Source organism: Klebsiella scottii (assembly GCF_036561945.1).
GTDB classification, from domain to species: domain Bacteria; phylum Pseudomonadota; class Gammaproteobacteria; order Enterobacterales; family Enterobacteriaceae; genus Klebsiella; species Klebsiella scottii.
In genome coordinates this window covers 782,261-796,350 of record NZ_JARXNI010000019.1, presented here as the reverse complement: position 1 = coordinate 796,350, position 14,090 = coordinate 782,261, and the positions used below count along the sequence as shown (strand labels likewise).

Below are 14,090 nucleotides of genomic sequence, written 5' to 3'. Positions count from 1 at the left end.
CAGGCCCGAAGAGATCCCTTCCCTCCCCCGCTCAATGCATACTTTTGAACATCAAGTTAACGCTTGAATGCTCATTATCACGCCGCATCACGGCCCCACCTCTCCCGCCCGCCAAACGGTAAAGAAAAATTATCTTAAATAAAATCAACAGCGACATGCGCAGAGTCGCCGTTTAGAGCAAAGTGCGATCGGCGTCAAGGTTATGACATTACGAACGTTCTATGTTTGTTCATATGTTCAGATATCATTAAAATGTTCACGGCCAATGAAGCGCTTCCTGCACCTGGCGTAACCACATAGCCCATACCTTAACCCCGCTCTTTGAGGAGGCAGTGATATGACAGTAACGACCGAATTGTATCCTTCAGCACACATCGCCGAGCTTTTTTTCCCGCTAGCCGGCGATGAAAACGCCGTTCTACAGGTCATCCACGAAATCGCCGGCATCGGCTATTACCGGGGATTTGAAACCGGCATTATCCATCGGCCGGAAATCGCGGCGAATATCCGCAATCTCGCTGAACAGCAGCGCCTGAATGTCACCCAGTGGCTAACCTTCGAATTGCTTAAAGACCATCTCAACCTCAGCAGCCTCGACCCCGAGCTGCGGGAGAAATCCATCCGTCGCGCCTGCGAGCTGGTCCACCTGGCGGCCGAATGCGGCACCAGTAAACTGTCGCTGGTGAGCGGCGGCGATCCCGGCGACGCGCGCCGTGAAGAGGCAAAAAAGGGGTTTGGCGAAGCGCTGGTACGTATTGGCGAAGTCGTTGGCCAGTATGAGAATATGCTTTTACAGGTCGAGCCTCTCGACCGCTTCGCGCATAAATGTCAGCTGATTGGCCCGACGGACGAGACCGTGGAGTGGATGAAAGCGCTGCGGCCGGACTGCCCTAAACTCTATCTCGCCTGGGATAGCGCTCACGTCTCGCTGAATCAGGAAGATCTCGCGGAATCGCTGGCGCTCGCCGCGCCGCTGATTTCGCAGCTGCATCTGGCTAACGCCATCCTTGACCCGCAGGCTCAGGGTTACGGTGATTATCATATGAAATTTGGCGAACCAGGGTTCCTCACCACGGAGTCAGCGGCGCATATTATCCGAACCGCAATGAGCCTTGAGCTGCCGAAAGAGCTCGGCCCAATCTCCCTTGCCGTCGAAATGCGCACCACCGAGCAGGACGATCTGTGGGATAACGAACGCCAGTGCCGTGAATTTCTGCAGAGTGCCTGGCGCGAAGCGCAAAGCTAATCGCGAGGCCCGAATAGCACAGGACTAATGCCCGCGGGTTAAACAACCGGCGGGCATTTTTTTGTCTCATCCGCAATAAAGGCCGGCGCTGCCGCAATGACCCACGAGCGGTGATAAACAGGCGTAAGGCGGGGCCTTCACGCCCGCTGAAATCGGCGTACCGAAGGGGCTGACCGCCAGAGAGATGGCGGCGAGAGGCGAATAGAGACAGGAGCAAGCCCCGGAGATGGGCCGACCGCAGGCTGAAGGCAGGAAGAGGTTCCCTGCGGGAGAGCGAGGATTGTTAAGGGGGAGACGGTTATCTCCCCCTTAACCCGGTCATCTGGCGCCGATGCCGTACGTTCGGCATAACGCCAGCAGGCAATACGCTGACATTACGCCGCTGGTACCGGCGTCAGCAGCGGCTTACCGGCATAAAACGCCGCGATATTATCGATAACCAGCTTCGCCATTGCCGCACGGGTTGCGCGGGTGGCGCTGCCAATATGCGGCGTCACCACCACGTCATCGCGGTTCAACAGCGCCTGCGGAACGTGGGGCTCGTTAGCAAAAACGTCCAGACCCGCACCGCCAATTGTGCCGAGGGTGAGAGCTTCCGCCAGCGCCTCCTCATCCACGACGCTGCCGCGAGCAATATTAATCAAAATCCCCTGCGGCCCAAGGGCGGCGAGCACGTCGTGATTAATCAGCTTCTGGCTCTCCTTCCCCGCGCTGGCGCATACCATCAGCACATCGCTATTTTTCGCCAGCTCCAGCAAATCGGGATAGTACGTCACCTCGCTGCTTTCCACGGGATTGCGATCGAAGCAGGCAATGCACATCGCAAAGCCCTGCGCCCTTTTAGCGACGGCCCGGCCAATGCGGCCAAAGCCAACAATGCCCAGACGCCCGCCGCTGACTTTGGTTGACTGCGGGTAGGTGCCGGATTGCCAGCCGCCGCGCTCAATAAACTTCTGCGCGCCGTTAATGCGCCTTGATACGTTCAGCATCAGAGCGATCCCAAGGTCGGCAACGTCATCGGTTAAAATATCCGGCGTATTGGTCACCTGGACACCTCTTGCGGCGGCGGCGCGAATATCCACGCCGTCATAACCCACACCAAATACGGCGATTAATTTTAATTGCGGCAATTGATTAATCAATGCGGCTTCAACCTTCGACTCCCCACTGGCTAATATTACCTGGACTTCCCCGGCGATGGCATGCAATTGTTCAGCAGACAATTTACTGTATTCATACAACGTGTGGGCGAGCGCTAACTCATCCGCTAACACCTGCGGTACTTTATCCACTCGTAATATAACTGACATATCAGCATCCTGTATTTAATAGTAATTCAACCACAGTACTAAGCGGCTATTTATTTCTGGTATGACAGCTGGCCGTTTTTCAGCGGTAATTTATTGAAGTTAATGCACAGCGTCCCGACGGTGTAGAACCCGGCGCAGACGGCGAAATAGACCAGCACGCTTTCAAAGCTACCGGTGGCTTGTAAAATAACGCCCACCAGAATCGGTACCAGTATCCCCGCGCAGCTGTTAGCCATATTCATCAGCCCGCCAACCAGACCCACGCGGTCTTTCGGCGCCAGAATGGCCGGGAAGCTCCAGTACAGGCTGCCAAACATCATAAAGAAGGCGGCGACGGAGAGCAGGCCAACCGCCAGGTCCGGATCGGTAACCGTCGACAGCGCGTACAGCACGCTCAGCCCGACGATGCCGGAGATAGACAGCAGGCTTTTCAGCGATACGTTATGGCTGACGCCTCTCTTCACCAGGAAGTCGACGAAGAAGCCGCTAAACAGGCATCCCAGCGTACCCATAATAAAGATGATAAACGTCGAGTTGCCGATAGAGGCCAGCTGCAGACCCTGCGCCTGCGCCAGATAACTCGGCCCCCAGGTCAGCAGCCCCCAGTACACCATGCCCCAGGAGGCGCGGCCAATCATGATCGCCGCCATAGTAAACCAGCTGATCCCCAGGCCCTTGGTCGGCGCGGCGTCATCGGCGTCGGTCGCGCCGTTGACGTTGCCGGCGGCAATATACGCCACCTCCTGCGGATCCACTTTCGGGTGTTCAGACGGGCGGTCGCGCAGAATTCGCCATGCCACAAATCCCAGCAGCATCGTAAAGAGGCCCACCACCACGAAGGTGACGCGCCATGAGTCCAGCAGCACGATTAAATGCGCCACGATGATCCCGCCAATCGCCACGCCCAACGGGCTGCCGGAGTCCATGATAACCGCCCCGCGGCCCCTTTCAGATTGAGTCAGCCAGGTCGAGCTCAGCTTCGCGCCGCTGGGTGAAACCGGCGCTTCCATGACCCCTAAACCGATACGGGAAAGAATCAGGCTAATCCCGCCGCTCGCCAGACCGATAATGGCCTGGAAGAACCCCCAGCCAAACAGCGCGCCGGTGATCACTTTACGCGGGCCGTAGCGGTCGAGTAACCAACCCCCCGGCACCTGCAGCAGGGCATAGGACCAGAAGAAGCTGCTAAGAATCAAACCTTGAGTTGTCGGTGAAAGATCAAACTCTTCTTTTATATACGGCATCCCGATCGATAAGGTAATACGATCCATCAGGTTAACGGCTAATAAGAAGAACATCGTGGCAAAGATAACCCAACGGTAGTTGGTGGGTTTCTTTGTATTTGGTAATGGAGTGAGTGTAGAGTCAGACATAATTAACCTTCGATTTTAAAAGTCGTTAAAAAAATAAAACGAAATTAATCTATGAGCGTTAAGTACCCGGTGAACATTAGTTACGCTTTCTGATTACAATGAACAAAAGAGCGGCTGATGAACTTATGTTACATACATAACAACATATACGTCAGAAAGCGTGTGCGACCTTAATCACATAACATGGAAATATGCTTATAATCATTTTTATAATCCCCACAAAAAAATATCGAAAATGATATTTAGTTCATTCTTAACGATAAATAAGAACAAACCTTGAAGTTAAAAATAAAATAAATTGCGCCAGCAGCTCATACTCTTTATCTTGAATTTCAGCGGCGACGCATTTTTATTTATCAAGCGTCGACAGGGTAACCCAACCATTTTTCCAGCATCTGCCGGGACTGGATCAGCACCTCCAGGCTATACGCCGGATCGACGGGTGAAGCTCCGCGCACCGGATAGCTATCGCGCTGGCGATGCATGCGTAAAGGAATTTCCAGGCTACAGGGAATAGCGCGCGCCTCCAGCTCTTTTAGCATTGGCACATAGTTCAGCTGGCCATAGCCCATCGGCGTGAAGTGCACTTCCCCGTCGCGGACCTGCAGATCCTTCAGATGGCAATGCTGAGCCCCCGGCAGCATGGCGATCGCCGCCTCAACCGGATCGACGTCCGGGCACAGCGAAACAATATTGCCGGCATCAACGTTGAAGGCCACCGCCGGACTATCGATAGCGTCCAGCAGCGCAAAGCCGTCGTCGGCCAGGCGGAAGACGTCATAATTCGGATCGCCGCCGTTTTCCAGACAGATCGTGCAGCCGTGTTCATCGGCAACCGCCGCCAGCTCGCGCAGATTATCGATGATACGCGCACGATCGGCGCTTCTGCCGACGCAGACGTTGATCCATTTTGCGCCAATCATACTGGCAAAGCGGATGCGCTGGCTGAACTGCTCCACGGCATCCACGGCGCCCATATTCATCGTCGCCCCCAGCGAATGCGTGCCCAGCTGGTGTTTTTCCAGCAGCTCACGAATATGCTGCGCGTTTTCTGCACCAAAGAGCTCGGGCGGCATATCGCCCACGTAGCCCTGGTTATAGGCCAGCTCAACGTAATGAAACCCGGCTTTTTTTATTGTGCTAAAGGCGACGTCGGTATCAAGACCGTCGAACATCGCGGTATTTACGCCAATCACAAGTTTACTCATGGCCGATCCCTTCCTTTATGTAACAGAGCTGCCAGCGCTATTCTTGTCAGAATAGCCGATAAGCCAGCTCGCGTTTATCAGACCCGAACCTACGCCAGCAGCGCTTTCGCCTTAGCGACAACGTTCTCAACGGTGAAGCCGAACTCTTCGAACAGCAGCTCGGCCGGCGCAGACTCGCCGAAGCTCGTCATGCCGACGATAGCGCCGTTCAGGCCCACGTATTTGAACCAGTAGTCGGCGATACCCGCTTCCACCGCCACGCGAGCCGAAACCGCTTTCGGCAGCACCGATTCACGGTACGCCGCATCCTGCTTGTCGAAAGCATCGGTGGACGGCATGGAAACTACCCGCGCCTTCACCCCTTCCGCAGACAGCTGGTCCCACGCGGCAACCGCCAGCTCAACTTCTGAACCGGTGGCGATGAAGATCAGCTCCGGCTGGCCGGCACAATCTTTCAGCACGTAGCCGCCGCGGGCAACGTTCGCCAGCTGCTCTGCCGTACGCTCCTGCTGCGCCAGGTTCTGACGCGACAGGATCAGCGCCGTCGGGCCGTCGTGACGCTCAACCCCGTATTTCCACGCAATCGCCGATTCCACCTGGTCACACGGACGCCATGTGCTCATGTTCGGCGTCACGCGCAGCGAAGCCACCTGCTCGACCGGCTGGTGCGTCGGGCCGTCTTCGCCCAGACCGATGGAGTCGTGGGTGTAGACCATCACCTGACGCTGTTTCATCAGCGCCGCCATACGCACCGCGTTACGGGCATATTCCACGAACATCAGGAAGGTGGAGGTGTACGGCAGGAAACCGCCGTGCAGGGAGATACCGTTGGCAATCGCGGTCATCCCGAACTCACGCACGCCGTAGTGGATGTAGTTCCCGGCGGTGTTTGCGTTGATGGCTTTCGAGCCGGACCAGATAGTCAGGTTCGACGGCGCCAGGTCAGCTGAGCCGCCGAGGAATTCAGGCAGCAGCGGGCCGAAGGCTTCAATCGCATTCTGCGACGCTTTACGGCTGGCGATTTTCGCCGGGTTAGCCTGCAGCTTCGCGATGAACTCGTTCGCTTTCGCGCCGAAGTCTGCCGGCATCTCGCCTTTCATACGACGGGTGAATTCAGCCGCTTCCTGCGGGAAGGCGCTGGCGTAGGCCGCGAACTTCTCGTTCCAGGACGCTTCTTTCGCCTGACCGGCTTCTTTTGCATCCCACTGCGCGTAGATGTCAGACGGGATTTCAAACGCCGGGTGATGCCAGCCCAGCGCCTCGCGGGTCAGCGCGATTTCCGCGTCGCCCAGCGGCGCGCCGTGGGAGTCGTGGGTACCGGCTTTGTTCGGCGAACCGAAGCCGATGATGGTTTTGCACATCAGCAGGGACGGTTTGTCGGTCACCGCGCGCGCTTCTTCCACCGCGCGTTTGATGGCGTCGGCGTCATGGCCGTCCACGCCGCGCACCACGTGCCAGCCGTAGGCTTCGAAACGTTTAGCGGTATCGTCGGTAAACCAGCCTTCAACGTGACCGTCGATGGAGATGCCGTTGTCGTCATAGAACGCCACCAGCTTGCCCAGCTTCAGGGTACCGGCCAGGGAGCACACTTCGTGAGAAATGCCTTCCATCATGCAGCCGTCGCCCATGAAGGCGTAGGTGAAGTGGTCAACGATATCGTGGCCCGGACGGTTGAACTGCGCCGCCAGGTTTTTTTCGGCAATCGCCATCCCGACGGCGTTGGCAATCCCCTGGCCCAGCGGGCCGGTGGTGGTTTCAACGCCGGCGGTGTAGCCGACTTCCGGGTGGCCCGGGGTTCTGGAGTGCAGCTGACGGAAGTTTTTCAGTTCTTCAATCGGCAGGTCATAACCGGTGAGATGCAGCAGGCTGTAAATCAGCATCGAGCCGTGGCCGTTGGACAGCACGAAGCGGTCGCGGTCAGCCCAGGTCGGGTTGTTCGGGTTATGATTCAGGAAATCACGCCACAGGACTTCGGCAATGTCAGCCATACCCATCGGGGCACCCGGGTGGCCGGATTTGGCTTTCTGTACCGCGTCCATGCTCAGCGCACGAATAGCGTTCGCCAGCTCTTTACGCGATGGCATTGTCAGCCTCCTGTTTTTCCAGCAGCTCGCTGAGCATCACCTCCAGCTTTTGCTGGTCCTGAGCAAACAGGCGAATGCCTTCCGCCAGCTTATCGACCGCCATCGGGTCCTGATTGTGTAGCCAGTAAAACTCGGACTCAGTCAGCGGCGATGGCGGCACCTCGCCGGCCTGCGGAGGAACCAGCGCGACGGTAAGATCGCCCTCCATTCGGCTGAGCTCCTCCAGCAGCGCGGGGGCAATCGTCAGGCGATCGCAGCCGGCCAGCGCAATCACCTGCGCCGTTTTACGGAAGCTTGCGCCCATGATCACCGTCGGGTAGCGGTGCTTCTTATAGTAATCGTAAATATTGCGCACCGAGACGACGCCCGGATCGTTCTCCGCCGCGTCGTCTTCCAGCAGATTACGTTCGCGATACCAGTCGTAAATTCGCCCGACAAACGGCGAAATCAGCCATACTCCCGCTTCGGCGCAGGCGCGCGCCTGGGCAAATGAAAAGAGCAGCGTCAGGTTGCAGTGAATGCCTTCGCGCTCCAGCTCTTCCGCCGCCTTAATCCCCTGCCACGTCGAGGCCAGCTTGATCAGCACGCGGGAGCGGTCGATTCCGGCCTGCTCATACAAACGAATCAGCTTGCGCGCTTTCGCCACGCACAGCCCGCGATCGTAAGAGAGGCGGGCATCAACCTCCGTCGACACTTTTCCCGGTACCTGGCTCAGCAGCTCGAGGCCAATATTCACCGCCAGCTTATCGCCGGCGTTAATCAGCCGCGTTTGCGCCGTGCCGCCCTGTTCGCAGGCCCAGGCGATGGCCTGCTCGATCAGCGGGCGGTAAAGCGGCTGCGCGGCGGCTTTCAGTATCAGCGACGGATTGGTCGTTGCATCCTGCGGATGGTATTCACGGATAGCGGTGATATCACCGCTGTCCGCAACGACGGTGGTCACTTCTTTCAGTTTTTCCAGAATGGTCATCGTGATGACTCCTTTATTCATCTGCGCGGGTCGCACCGTCCGGGTGAACCAGCGTTTCGTAATAATCGATACGCTGCACCTTCGGCCCGGAGCGCCCGGCTTCAAACTCGGCAGCAAGCCAGGTATCGACCAGCATCAGCGCCAGCTCGCTGCCCACCACCCGCGCCCCGAGGGTCATAATTTGCGCATTGTTACTTTTGCGGGCGCGATCGGCGGAGTAAACGTCATGACACTGCGCGGCGCGAATGCCGGGCACCTTATTCGCTACAATCGCCATCCCGATGCCGGTACCGCAAAACAGGAGCCCGCGCTCAAAGGTGCCTTCGCGGATAGCCGAAGCCAGGTTAAAGGCGATATCCGGATACATCTGCTCATTTCCCGCCACGTCGTGGCTAAAATCAACGACCTCGATGTCCCGCTGCTGAAGATGTTCCTTTACCAGATTTTTAAGTCCGGTCGCAGCATCATCCGCACCGATTGCGACTTTCAACATTTCTCTTACCTCATAAATGACAGCGTTAGTATCAAACTTATGTTCAGAAGCCGCTCGTGTGATGGATTCAGGCTGGAATTCCCGGCCGCTTAACTGAACTAAAGTTCACTAGTTGTTCGTATGTAATAATGTTTAGCAAGAAAATGACGGCTTAAAAAGGGGATATTGCACAAAAAATAGCTTTATTAAGCAAATCACGACCGCGATCACATATCCACCCACTGAACATTTGATTGAATCATGTGATCTGATAGCGTTCATTTGTGATGGTACAAATGGCCAGAAACTGGCGGCTGGGAAACTAAATACAAATCATCTGGAGAAGACAAAATGAGCTGGATTTTTAACCGACCGTCAGACTTCGCAAAAGAAATGGTGGCGGGCTTCGTCAGCGCGCACGCGTCAATGGTGCGCCAGGTCCCCGGCGGGGTCGTGCGTAATACGCAAAGTCGGCCGGGCGGCGTGGCTATCGTCGTTGGCGGCGGATCCGGACACTACCCCGCCTTTGCCGGGCTGGTAGGCCAGGGCCTGGCTCACGGCGCGGCAATGGGCAATCTTTTCGCCTCCCCTTCCGCGCAGCAAATCTGCTCCGTCGCGCGGGCGGCCAATAACGGCGGCGGCGTGCTGCTGATGTTCGGCAACTACGCCGGCGACGTGCTTCATTTCGGTCTCGCCTGCGAACGGCTGCGCGCCGAGGGGATCCCCTGTGAAACCATGGCCATCACCGACGATATCTCCAGCGCGCCGCTGGCTGAAAAAGAGAAGCGCCGCGGCGTAGCCGGCGATCTGGTGGTGTTTAAAGCCGCCGCCGCCGCCGCAGAGCGCGGCGACTCGCTGGCCGAAGTGCTGGCTATTTCCCGCCGCGCCAACGAGCAAACGCGCTCGCTAGGCCTGGCCTTTAGCGGCTGTACCTTCCCCGGCGCGGAGCATCCGCTCTTTACCATTCCGGAAGGGAAAATGGGCTTTGGCATGGGGATCCACGGCGAACCGGGCATTAGCGAACTGGATACCGTTTCGTCGAACGAGCTGGCGAAAATGCTTACCGGCACTCTGCTGGAAGAGCGTCCGCAGGCTATCGCGCAAACCAAAGGCGCGCGTTTGGGCGTTATCATTAACGGTCTTGGCTCGGTGAAGTATGAAGAGCTGTTCGTGTTCTGGCATGACGTGCAGCCGCTGCTGCAGGATGCAGGCGTAGAAGTGACCGATATCCAGATCGGCGAGTTTGTCACCAGCTTTGATATGGCCGGAATGTCGATGACTTTCGTCTGGTTTGATGAAGAGCTGGAAGCCCTGTGGCTTGCCCCTGCCACCACTCCCGCCTTTAGCCGCGGCTCCGTCCTGCCGCACAGACCTCTCGATCCGCAGCAGCTGGTGCAGAGCGGCGAGGTCAATATCCCCCAGGGCAGCGCGGAATCGAAAGAAGTGGCCGTCAAGGTGATGCGGATAATTGACGCCGTCGCGCAAACGGTGATTGATAACGCCGAAGAGTTTGGCCGTATCGATGCGATCGCCGGCGATGGCGACCACGGCATCGGTATGGAACGCGGCGTCGTTGCCGCCCGCAGCGCGGCGAAAAAGGTGCTGGAACGGGGTGCCGGAGCCGGTGCCCTGCTACAATTCGCCGCTGACGCCTGGGCAGATGAGGCCGGCGGCACCTCTGGCGCCATCTGGGGCGTGATTCTCAATACGCTGGGTATCACCATCGGCAATCATGAAAAACCTGACGCCGCGCGAGTGGCGCTGGCCATCTCCCAGGCCAACGCCGGGGTGATGCATTTTGGCAAAGCCAAACCCGGCGATAAAACCCTGGTCGACGTGCTGCTGCCGTTTAGCCAGGCGCTGAGCGCGGCAACGGAAGAAGGACTCTCTCTCGCGCAGGCCTGGGACAAAGCCGAGCGCGTCGCCCGCCAGAGCGCGCAGGATACCGCCCAGCTGTTGCCGAAAATCGGCCGCGCCCGCCCGCTTGCGGAGCGCAGCCTCGGCACGCCGGACGCCGGCGCGGTATCGCTGGCGATGATCATCGCCGCGGTGGGCGCCTGCATGAGCGATAATACTGAAACTGAAGAACCCCGGGAGAACGTATGCCCCTAAGCCCCATCGTCGGCACCAGCCATAAAACCTATTTTGGCTATGGCCAAACCCAGGAATGGTGCCAGCAGGTTGCCGAGCTGCTGCGCCGGCAGCCGGCAGAGCAGACGGCGCGGCTGCAGCTGTTCACCTTTCCGGCGATGCCGGCGGTCGCGGCGGCGCTGCGCTGCTTTGAGGGAACGGCGATGGCCACGGGAGCGCAGAATATCTGCGCCGCCCCGCCCGGCGCCTGGACCGGCGAAAGCAGCGCCGCCATGCTGCAGGAGATGGGCTGCCGCTACGTCGAGCTCGGCCATGCCGAACGGCGCCGCCACTTCGGCGAAACCACCGGCATCATCAACCAGAAGATCGATATGGCCTATGCAAGTCATCTCACCCCGGTCATTTGTATTGGCGAAGACCAGCAAATGAGCGCCGAAGATGCCGCCGCTTACGCTATCGGCCAGGTGCAGGAGCTGCTGGCGCACCGCGGAGACGGCGCGCTGCCGCCGACGATTTTCGCCTGGGAGCCGCAGTGGGCCATTGGTGCGCCAAAGCCTGCCAGCGACGACTATATCCGCCACGTCTGCCGCGAGCTGCGTACGCATTTGCGGCAAAATTACGGCCCACAGTTTCAGGTTATCTACGGCGGAAGCGCGGGCCCCGGCCTGCTCAGCCGCCTGTGGCCCGACGTTGACGGAATTTTCCTCGGCCGTTTTGCCCACCAGCCTGAAGCCTTTGCGTCAATTCTTGCCGAAGCACAGAAGATAGCGGCCGACCGCCCGGAGAGCTAGCCGCCCTTTCTGAAGCGCGACGGGACTCACGGAGGACCGTCGCGCTTACCCTGCTTGAGCTAAAAACGTTTCTGATATACTTTCAGCAAATGTTCACCCCCTAAACATTAATCTATCGCGTGGAGAAAGCAGCCGAATGGAAAAATCGAGCGCGTCCCAGGAATATGAGCTACTGACCGAGATTGCCGTAGCCTATTACTGTGATGAGATAACGCAGGAAGAGATTGCCAACAAATTTGGCTTCTCGCGTATTAAGGTCGGACGTCTGCTAAAACGAGCAAAAGAAGAAGGGATCGTCGAGATCAACGTCCGCTACCACCCGATCTTCAGTACCCAGCTTGAAAAGCAGCTCAAAGATCGTTTCCCCATCAGCCGCGCGCTTATCGCCCTCGACCATAACGATGAAGAGGAGCAGCGTCGCCAGGTTGCCACCCTGGTCTCCAGCCACCTCAACAATATGCTGAAAGATAACGTGGTGGTGGCGGTGGGTCAGGGTCGCAACGTGGCGGCGGTCGCGGAATTCTCCGGCACCATCCAGGCGCGCGACTGTCGCTTTATTTGCGGCATCGGCGGCACCCATCGGCCGGGCGATATCATCAACGCCGATCATATCAGCCGCCTGCTGGCGAAGAAATTTGGCGGCAGCAGCGAGTCTCTGTACGCGCCGGCCTATGTCGAAAACATGCAGTTAAAAGAGCTGCTGCTGCAGAACGGCACCATTAAAGAGACGCTCGATCGCGCCCGCAAGGCCGATATTGCCCTGGTTGGCATCGGCGATATGAACGAAGAAAGCTACATGGTGAAGCTGGGCTGGTTCACGCCGCAGGAGATCAACGACGCCAGTATTAACCAGGGCGTCATCGGCGACGTAGCCGGTTACGACTTCTTCAACTCCCGCGGCGAGCACGTCAACACGGTGATGGACAACCGCGTGATTGGCCTGAGCGTTGAAGAGCTCAAGCAGATCCCCTGCGTGATTGCGATTGCGTCTGAAAATACCAAAGCGATGGCGATTATGGGCGCGCTGCGCACCGGGGCAATCGATATCATCGCCACCAGCGCCCGCAACATTCGCACGATTTTAAGCATGAGCCAGTAATCCGTCGGGCTGCCCGCTAGCCCGACATATTACGCTTCCGGGTCATCAGAACAGGCGGAAGCGGTATTCAACGATCGCTTCTGAAGCCAGCGTGTGGGTTCGGGTGTAGCGGCCGTCGGTCAGCACCGGCGTTTTTCCGCTGCTTTTGTACGACCAGCCCGGACCAAACATCACCCATACCGTCAGGTTCTTAAACAGCGGGTCGGAAGGAACCCAGCGGCTGAAGGCGTTAATTTCACCGCTGCGCACGTGATTGCCCCGGTAGTTAAACCGGGCAATGTTGCCGGCCAGGCCGATCGCCAGCTGCGGAGTCAGCTGGTAGTCTGAGATATTCGCCAGCACCAGCTCTCCGTCGCGCATGTAGTCGTCGCCCGCGTAGGCCATTGAGATAAACGTGCCGCGGGAGTTTTTGCTCATATGCCGCGGGTAAAAACCCACCTCGTTCGCTTTTTTAGCGTCGGTATAGCCGATGCCCCATTTGCTGCTCCAGCGCTCCGCTTTCCACGTGGCGTCAAGGGCAAAATGGCGGGCGTTATTATCGAAGTCACGCCTGTTCGCGGGCATCGCGCGATATTCATCAAGAGCATGGGTCGCGTATATCTGCGTACCGATATTCAGAGGCGCTATCGGCCTGAGATTGGCAAACAGCAGGTGGCGGCGCAGATAGTTATCGCTTTCGCCATAGCCATACTGCAGATCCAGATAGCGGCTTTTCCACAGCAGCTCGCCGCTGGCCAGGTGGTTAATCTCGCGCCCGGCGTTGGTCTGGAAATGCTTCTTGTCAGGCGAGTTGCGATCCATCGAGTTTTCCACGTACGCGCCGCGCAGCGTCAGGCCGTCATAGCTCAGAGAGCCGCTCCAGCCGGAGTAGGTGGTCGGCGACAGCCGCGTCGAGGTCGAGATGACGCCATAGTTTTTCAGCACCTGCCAGCCCCAGCGGGCGTTAAGCCGCATATCTGCGATGCTATACTTCAGCTTCAGGTTGCGCTGGCCAAATTTGGAGAAGCCTTCGGCATTACCTTTATTATTACCGGTACCGTTATTGTAAAGCACGCCGCGCGAGTTAAAGTAATCGCTGGCTCCCAGCTTGACGGCGCTATAATAGACAACATCGGCCCCAAGCGTATCGTAAAAATAACCCGACTGATAATCGACGGCGACTCCCTGCCCCCACGCATTATGTACGTGCTTAGGATTTGAGTTCTCTTCCTTAAGATATTTCCAGTAGTTTTTTAACGATAACGTCATTTGTGAATCACGAAAAAACGGTTCGTTAATAAGGTCGTTTATTGCCTTGAAATGCTGCGTCTCTTCATTATTATCGACGCCCCAGGCGGTAGCTGAAGCGCTAAGCGCGATAAGCGCTGCGGTAACGCGAGTCAGATTCATATGATATCCCAGAGTAGGGCCGCACCCCGTCCTTACCGATTCAGGGTAATAATAAGTGGG

11 protein-coding genes are annotated in these 14,090 nt (G+C 57.6%); 4 read left to right on the top strand and 7 right to left on the bottom strand.

Annotated features, from left to right (window positions below):
• The first annotated feature begins 337 nt into the window (after positions 1-337).
• The gene (locus QFI97_RS07555) at positions 338-1,246 is read left to right on the top strand and encodes a sugar phosphate isomerase/epimerase family protein (RefSeq protein WP_095098199.1); all 909 of its coding nucleotides are present in this window, start codon (positions 338-340) and stop codon (positions 1,244-1,246) included.
• Between the two features lie 374 nt (positions 1,247-1,620).
• Here QFI97_RS07555 and QFI97_RS07550 read toward each other — a convergent pair whose 3' ends face one another.
• The 6 genes from QFI97_RS07550 to QFI97_RS07525 all read right to left on the bottom strand — a co-directional run bounded on the left by QFI97_RS07550 (position 1,621) and on the right by QFI97_RS07525 (position 8,681).
• Positions 1,621-2,556 carry a 2-hydroxyacid dehydrogenase gene (locus QFI97_RS07550; protein ID WP_346430839.1) on the bottom strand — a complete coding sequence of 312 codons (936 nt, stop codon included), beginning with the start codon at positions 2,554-2,556 and terminating at the stop codon, positions 1,621-1,623.
• 50 nt (positions 2,557-2,606) lie between these two features.
• Positions 2,607-3,929 carry an MFS transporter gene (locus QFI97_RS07545; RefSeq protein WP_095098205.1) on the bottom strand — a complete coding sequence of 441 codons (1,323 nt, stop codon included), beginning with the start codon at positions 3,927-3,929 and terminating at the stop codon, positions 2,607-2,609.
• A gap of 356 nt (positions 3,930-4,285) precedes the next feature.
• Positions 4,286-5,137 carry a sugar phosphate isomerase/epimerase family protein gene (locus tag QFI97_RS07540; protein ID WP_095098208.1) on the bottom strand — a complete coding sequence of 284 codons (852 nt, stop codon included), beginning with the start codon at positions 5,135-5,137 and terminating at the stop codon, positions 4,286-4,288.
• A gap of 89 nt (positions 5,138-5,226) precedes the next feature.
• Entirely contained in the window at positions 5,227-7,221 is a 1,995-nt protein-coding gene (tkt, locus tag QFI97_RS07535; RefSeq protein ID WP_346430838.1) for a transketolase, read from the bottom strand.
• The gene (gene tal / locus QFI97_RS07530) at positions 7,208-8,188 is read right to left on the bottom strand and encodes a transaldolase (protein ID WP_346430837.1); all 981 of its coding nucleotides are present in this window, start codon (positions 8,186-8,188) and stop codon (positions 7,208-7,210) included. Before tal ends, tkt begins: the two co-directional genes overlap by 14 nt.
• A gap of 13 nt (positions 8,189-8,201) precedes the next feature.
• Positions 8,202-8,681 (bottom strand): RpiB/LacA/LacB family sugar-phosphate isomerase, encoded by a 480-nt coding sequence (locus QFI97_RS07525; protein WP_095098217.1) that lies wholly within the window; start codon positions 8,679-8,681, stop codon positions 8,202-8,204.
• Positions 8,682-9,011: 330 nt separating this feature from the next.
• Between QFI97_RS07525 and QFI97_RS07520 the strand changes: the two genes are divergently transcribed.
• The 3 genes from QFI97_RS07520 (at position 9,012) to QFI97_RS07510 (ending at position 12,641) form a co-directional block, all read left to right on the top strand.
• On the top strand, positions 9,012-10,772 hold the full coding sequence (locus QFI97_RS07520) for a dihydroxyacetone kinase family protein (protein ID WP_346430836.1): 1,761 nt from the start codon (positions 9,012-9,014) through the stop codon (positions 10,770-10,772).
• Positions 10,763-11,542, top strand: coding sequence for a triose-phosphate isomerase family protein (locus QFI97_RS07515; protein WP_346430835.1), 780 nt, complete (start codon positions 10,763-10,765; stop codon positions 11,540-11,542). The genes QFI97_RS07520 and QFI97_RS07515 overlap by 10 nt, the downstream gene beginning before the upstream one ends.
• A 136-nt stretch (positions 11,543-11,678) precedes the next feature.
• Positions 11,679-12,641 (top strand): sugar-binding transcriptional regulator, encoded by a 963-nt coding sequence (locus QFI97_RS07510; protein ID WP_095098226.1) that lies wholly within the window; start codon positions 11,679-11,681, stop codon positions 12,639-12,641.
• A 45-nt stretch (positions 12,642-12,686) separates the two neighbouring features.
• Here QFI97_RS07510 and QFI97_RS07505 read toward each other — a convergent pair whose 3' ends face one another.
• A complete protein-coding gene (locus tag QFI97_RS07505) occupies positions 12,687-14,030 on the bottom strand; it encodes an OprD family outer membrane porin (RefSeq protein WP_095098229.1) in 1,344 nt (447 codons plus the stop codon).
• Positions 14,031-14,090 lie beyond the last annotated feature (60 nt).

Bases quoted from the DNA above. Each gene is read 5' to 3' on its own strand.
- QFI97_RS07550 (WP_346430839.1), bottom strand. From the start codon at position 2,556: ATGTCAGTTATATTACGAGTGGATAAAGTACCGCAGGTGTTAGCGGAT.
- QFI97_RS07525 (WP_095098217.1), bottom strand. From the start codon at position 8,681: ATGTTGAAAGTCGCAATCGGTGCGGATGATGCTGCGACCGGACTTAAA.
- QFI97_RS07510 (WP_095098226.1), top strand. From the start codon at position 11,679: ATGGAAAAATCGAGCGCGTCCCAGGAATATGAGCTACTGACCGAGATT.
- tkt (WP_346430838.1), bottom strand. From the start codon at position 7,221: ATGCCATCGCGTAAAGAGCTGGCGAACGCTATTCGTGCGCTGAGCATG.
- QFI97_RS07520 (WP_346430836.1), top strand. From the start codon at position 9,012: ATGAGCTGGATTTTTAACCGACCGTCAGACTTCGCAAAAGAAATGGTG.
- tal (WP_346430837.1), bottom strand. From the start codon at position 8,188: ATGACCATTCTGGAAAAACTGAAAGAAGTGACCACCGTCGTTGCGGAC.
- QFI97_RS07555 (WP_095098199.1), top strand. From the start codon at position 338: ATGACAGTAACGACCGAATTGTATCCTTCAGCACACATCGCCGAGCTT.
- QFI97_RS07505 (WP_095098229.1), bottom strand. From the start codon at position 14,030: ATGAATCTGACTCGCGTTACCGCAGCGCTTATCGCGCTTAGCGCTTCA.
- QFI97_RS07515 (WP_346430835.1), top strand. From the start codon at position 10,763: ATGCCCCTAAGCCCCATCGTCGGCACCAGCCATAAAACCTATTTTGGC.
- QFI97_RS07540 (WP_095098208.1), bottom strand. From the start codon at position 5,137: ATGAGTAAACTTGTGATTGGCGTAAATACCGCGATGTTCGACGGTCTT.
- QFI97_RS07545 (WP_095098205.1), bottom strand. From the start codon at position 3,929: ATGTCTGACTCTACACTCACTCCATTACCAAATACAAAGAAACCCACC.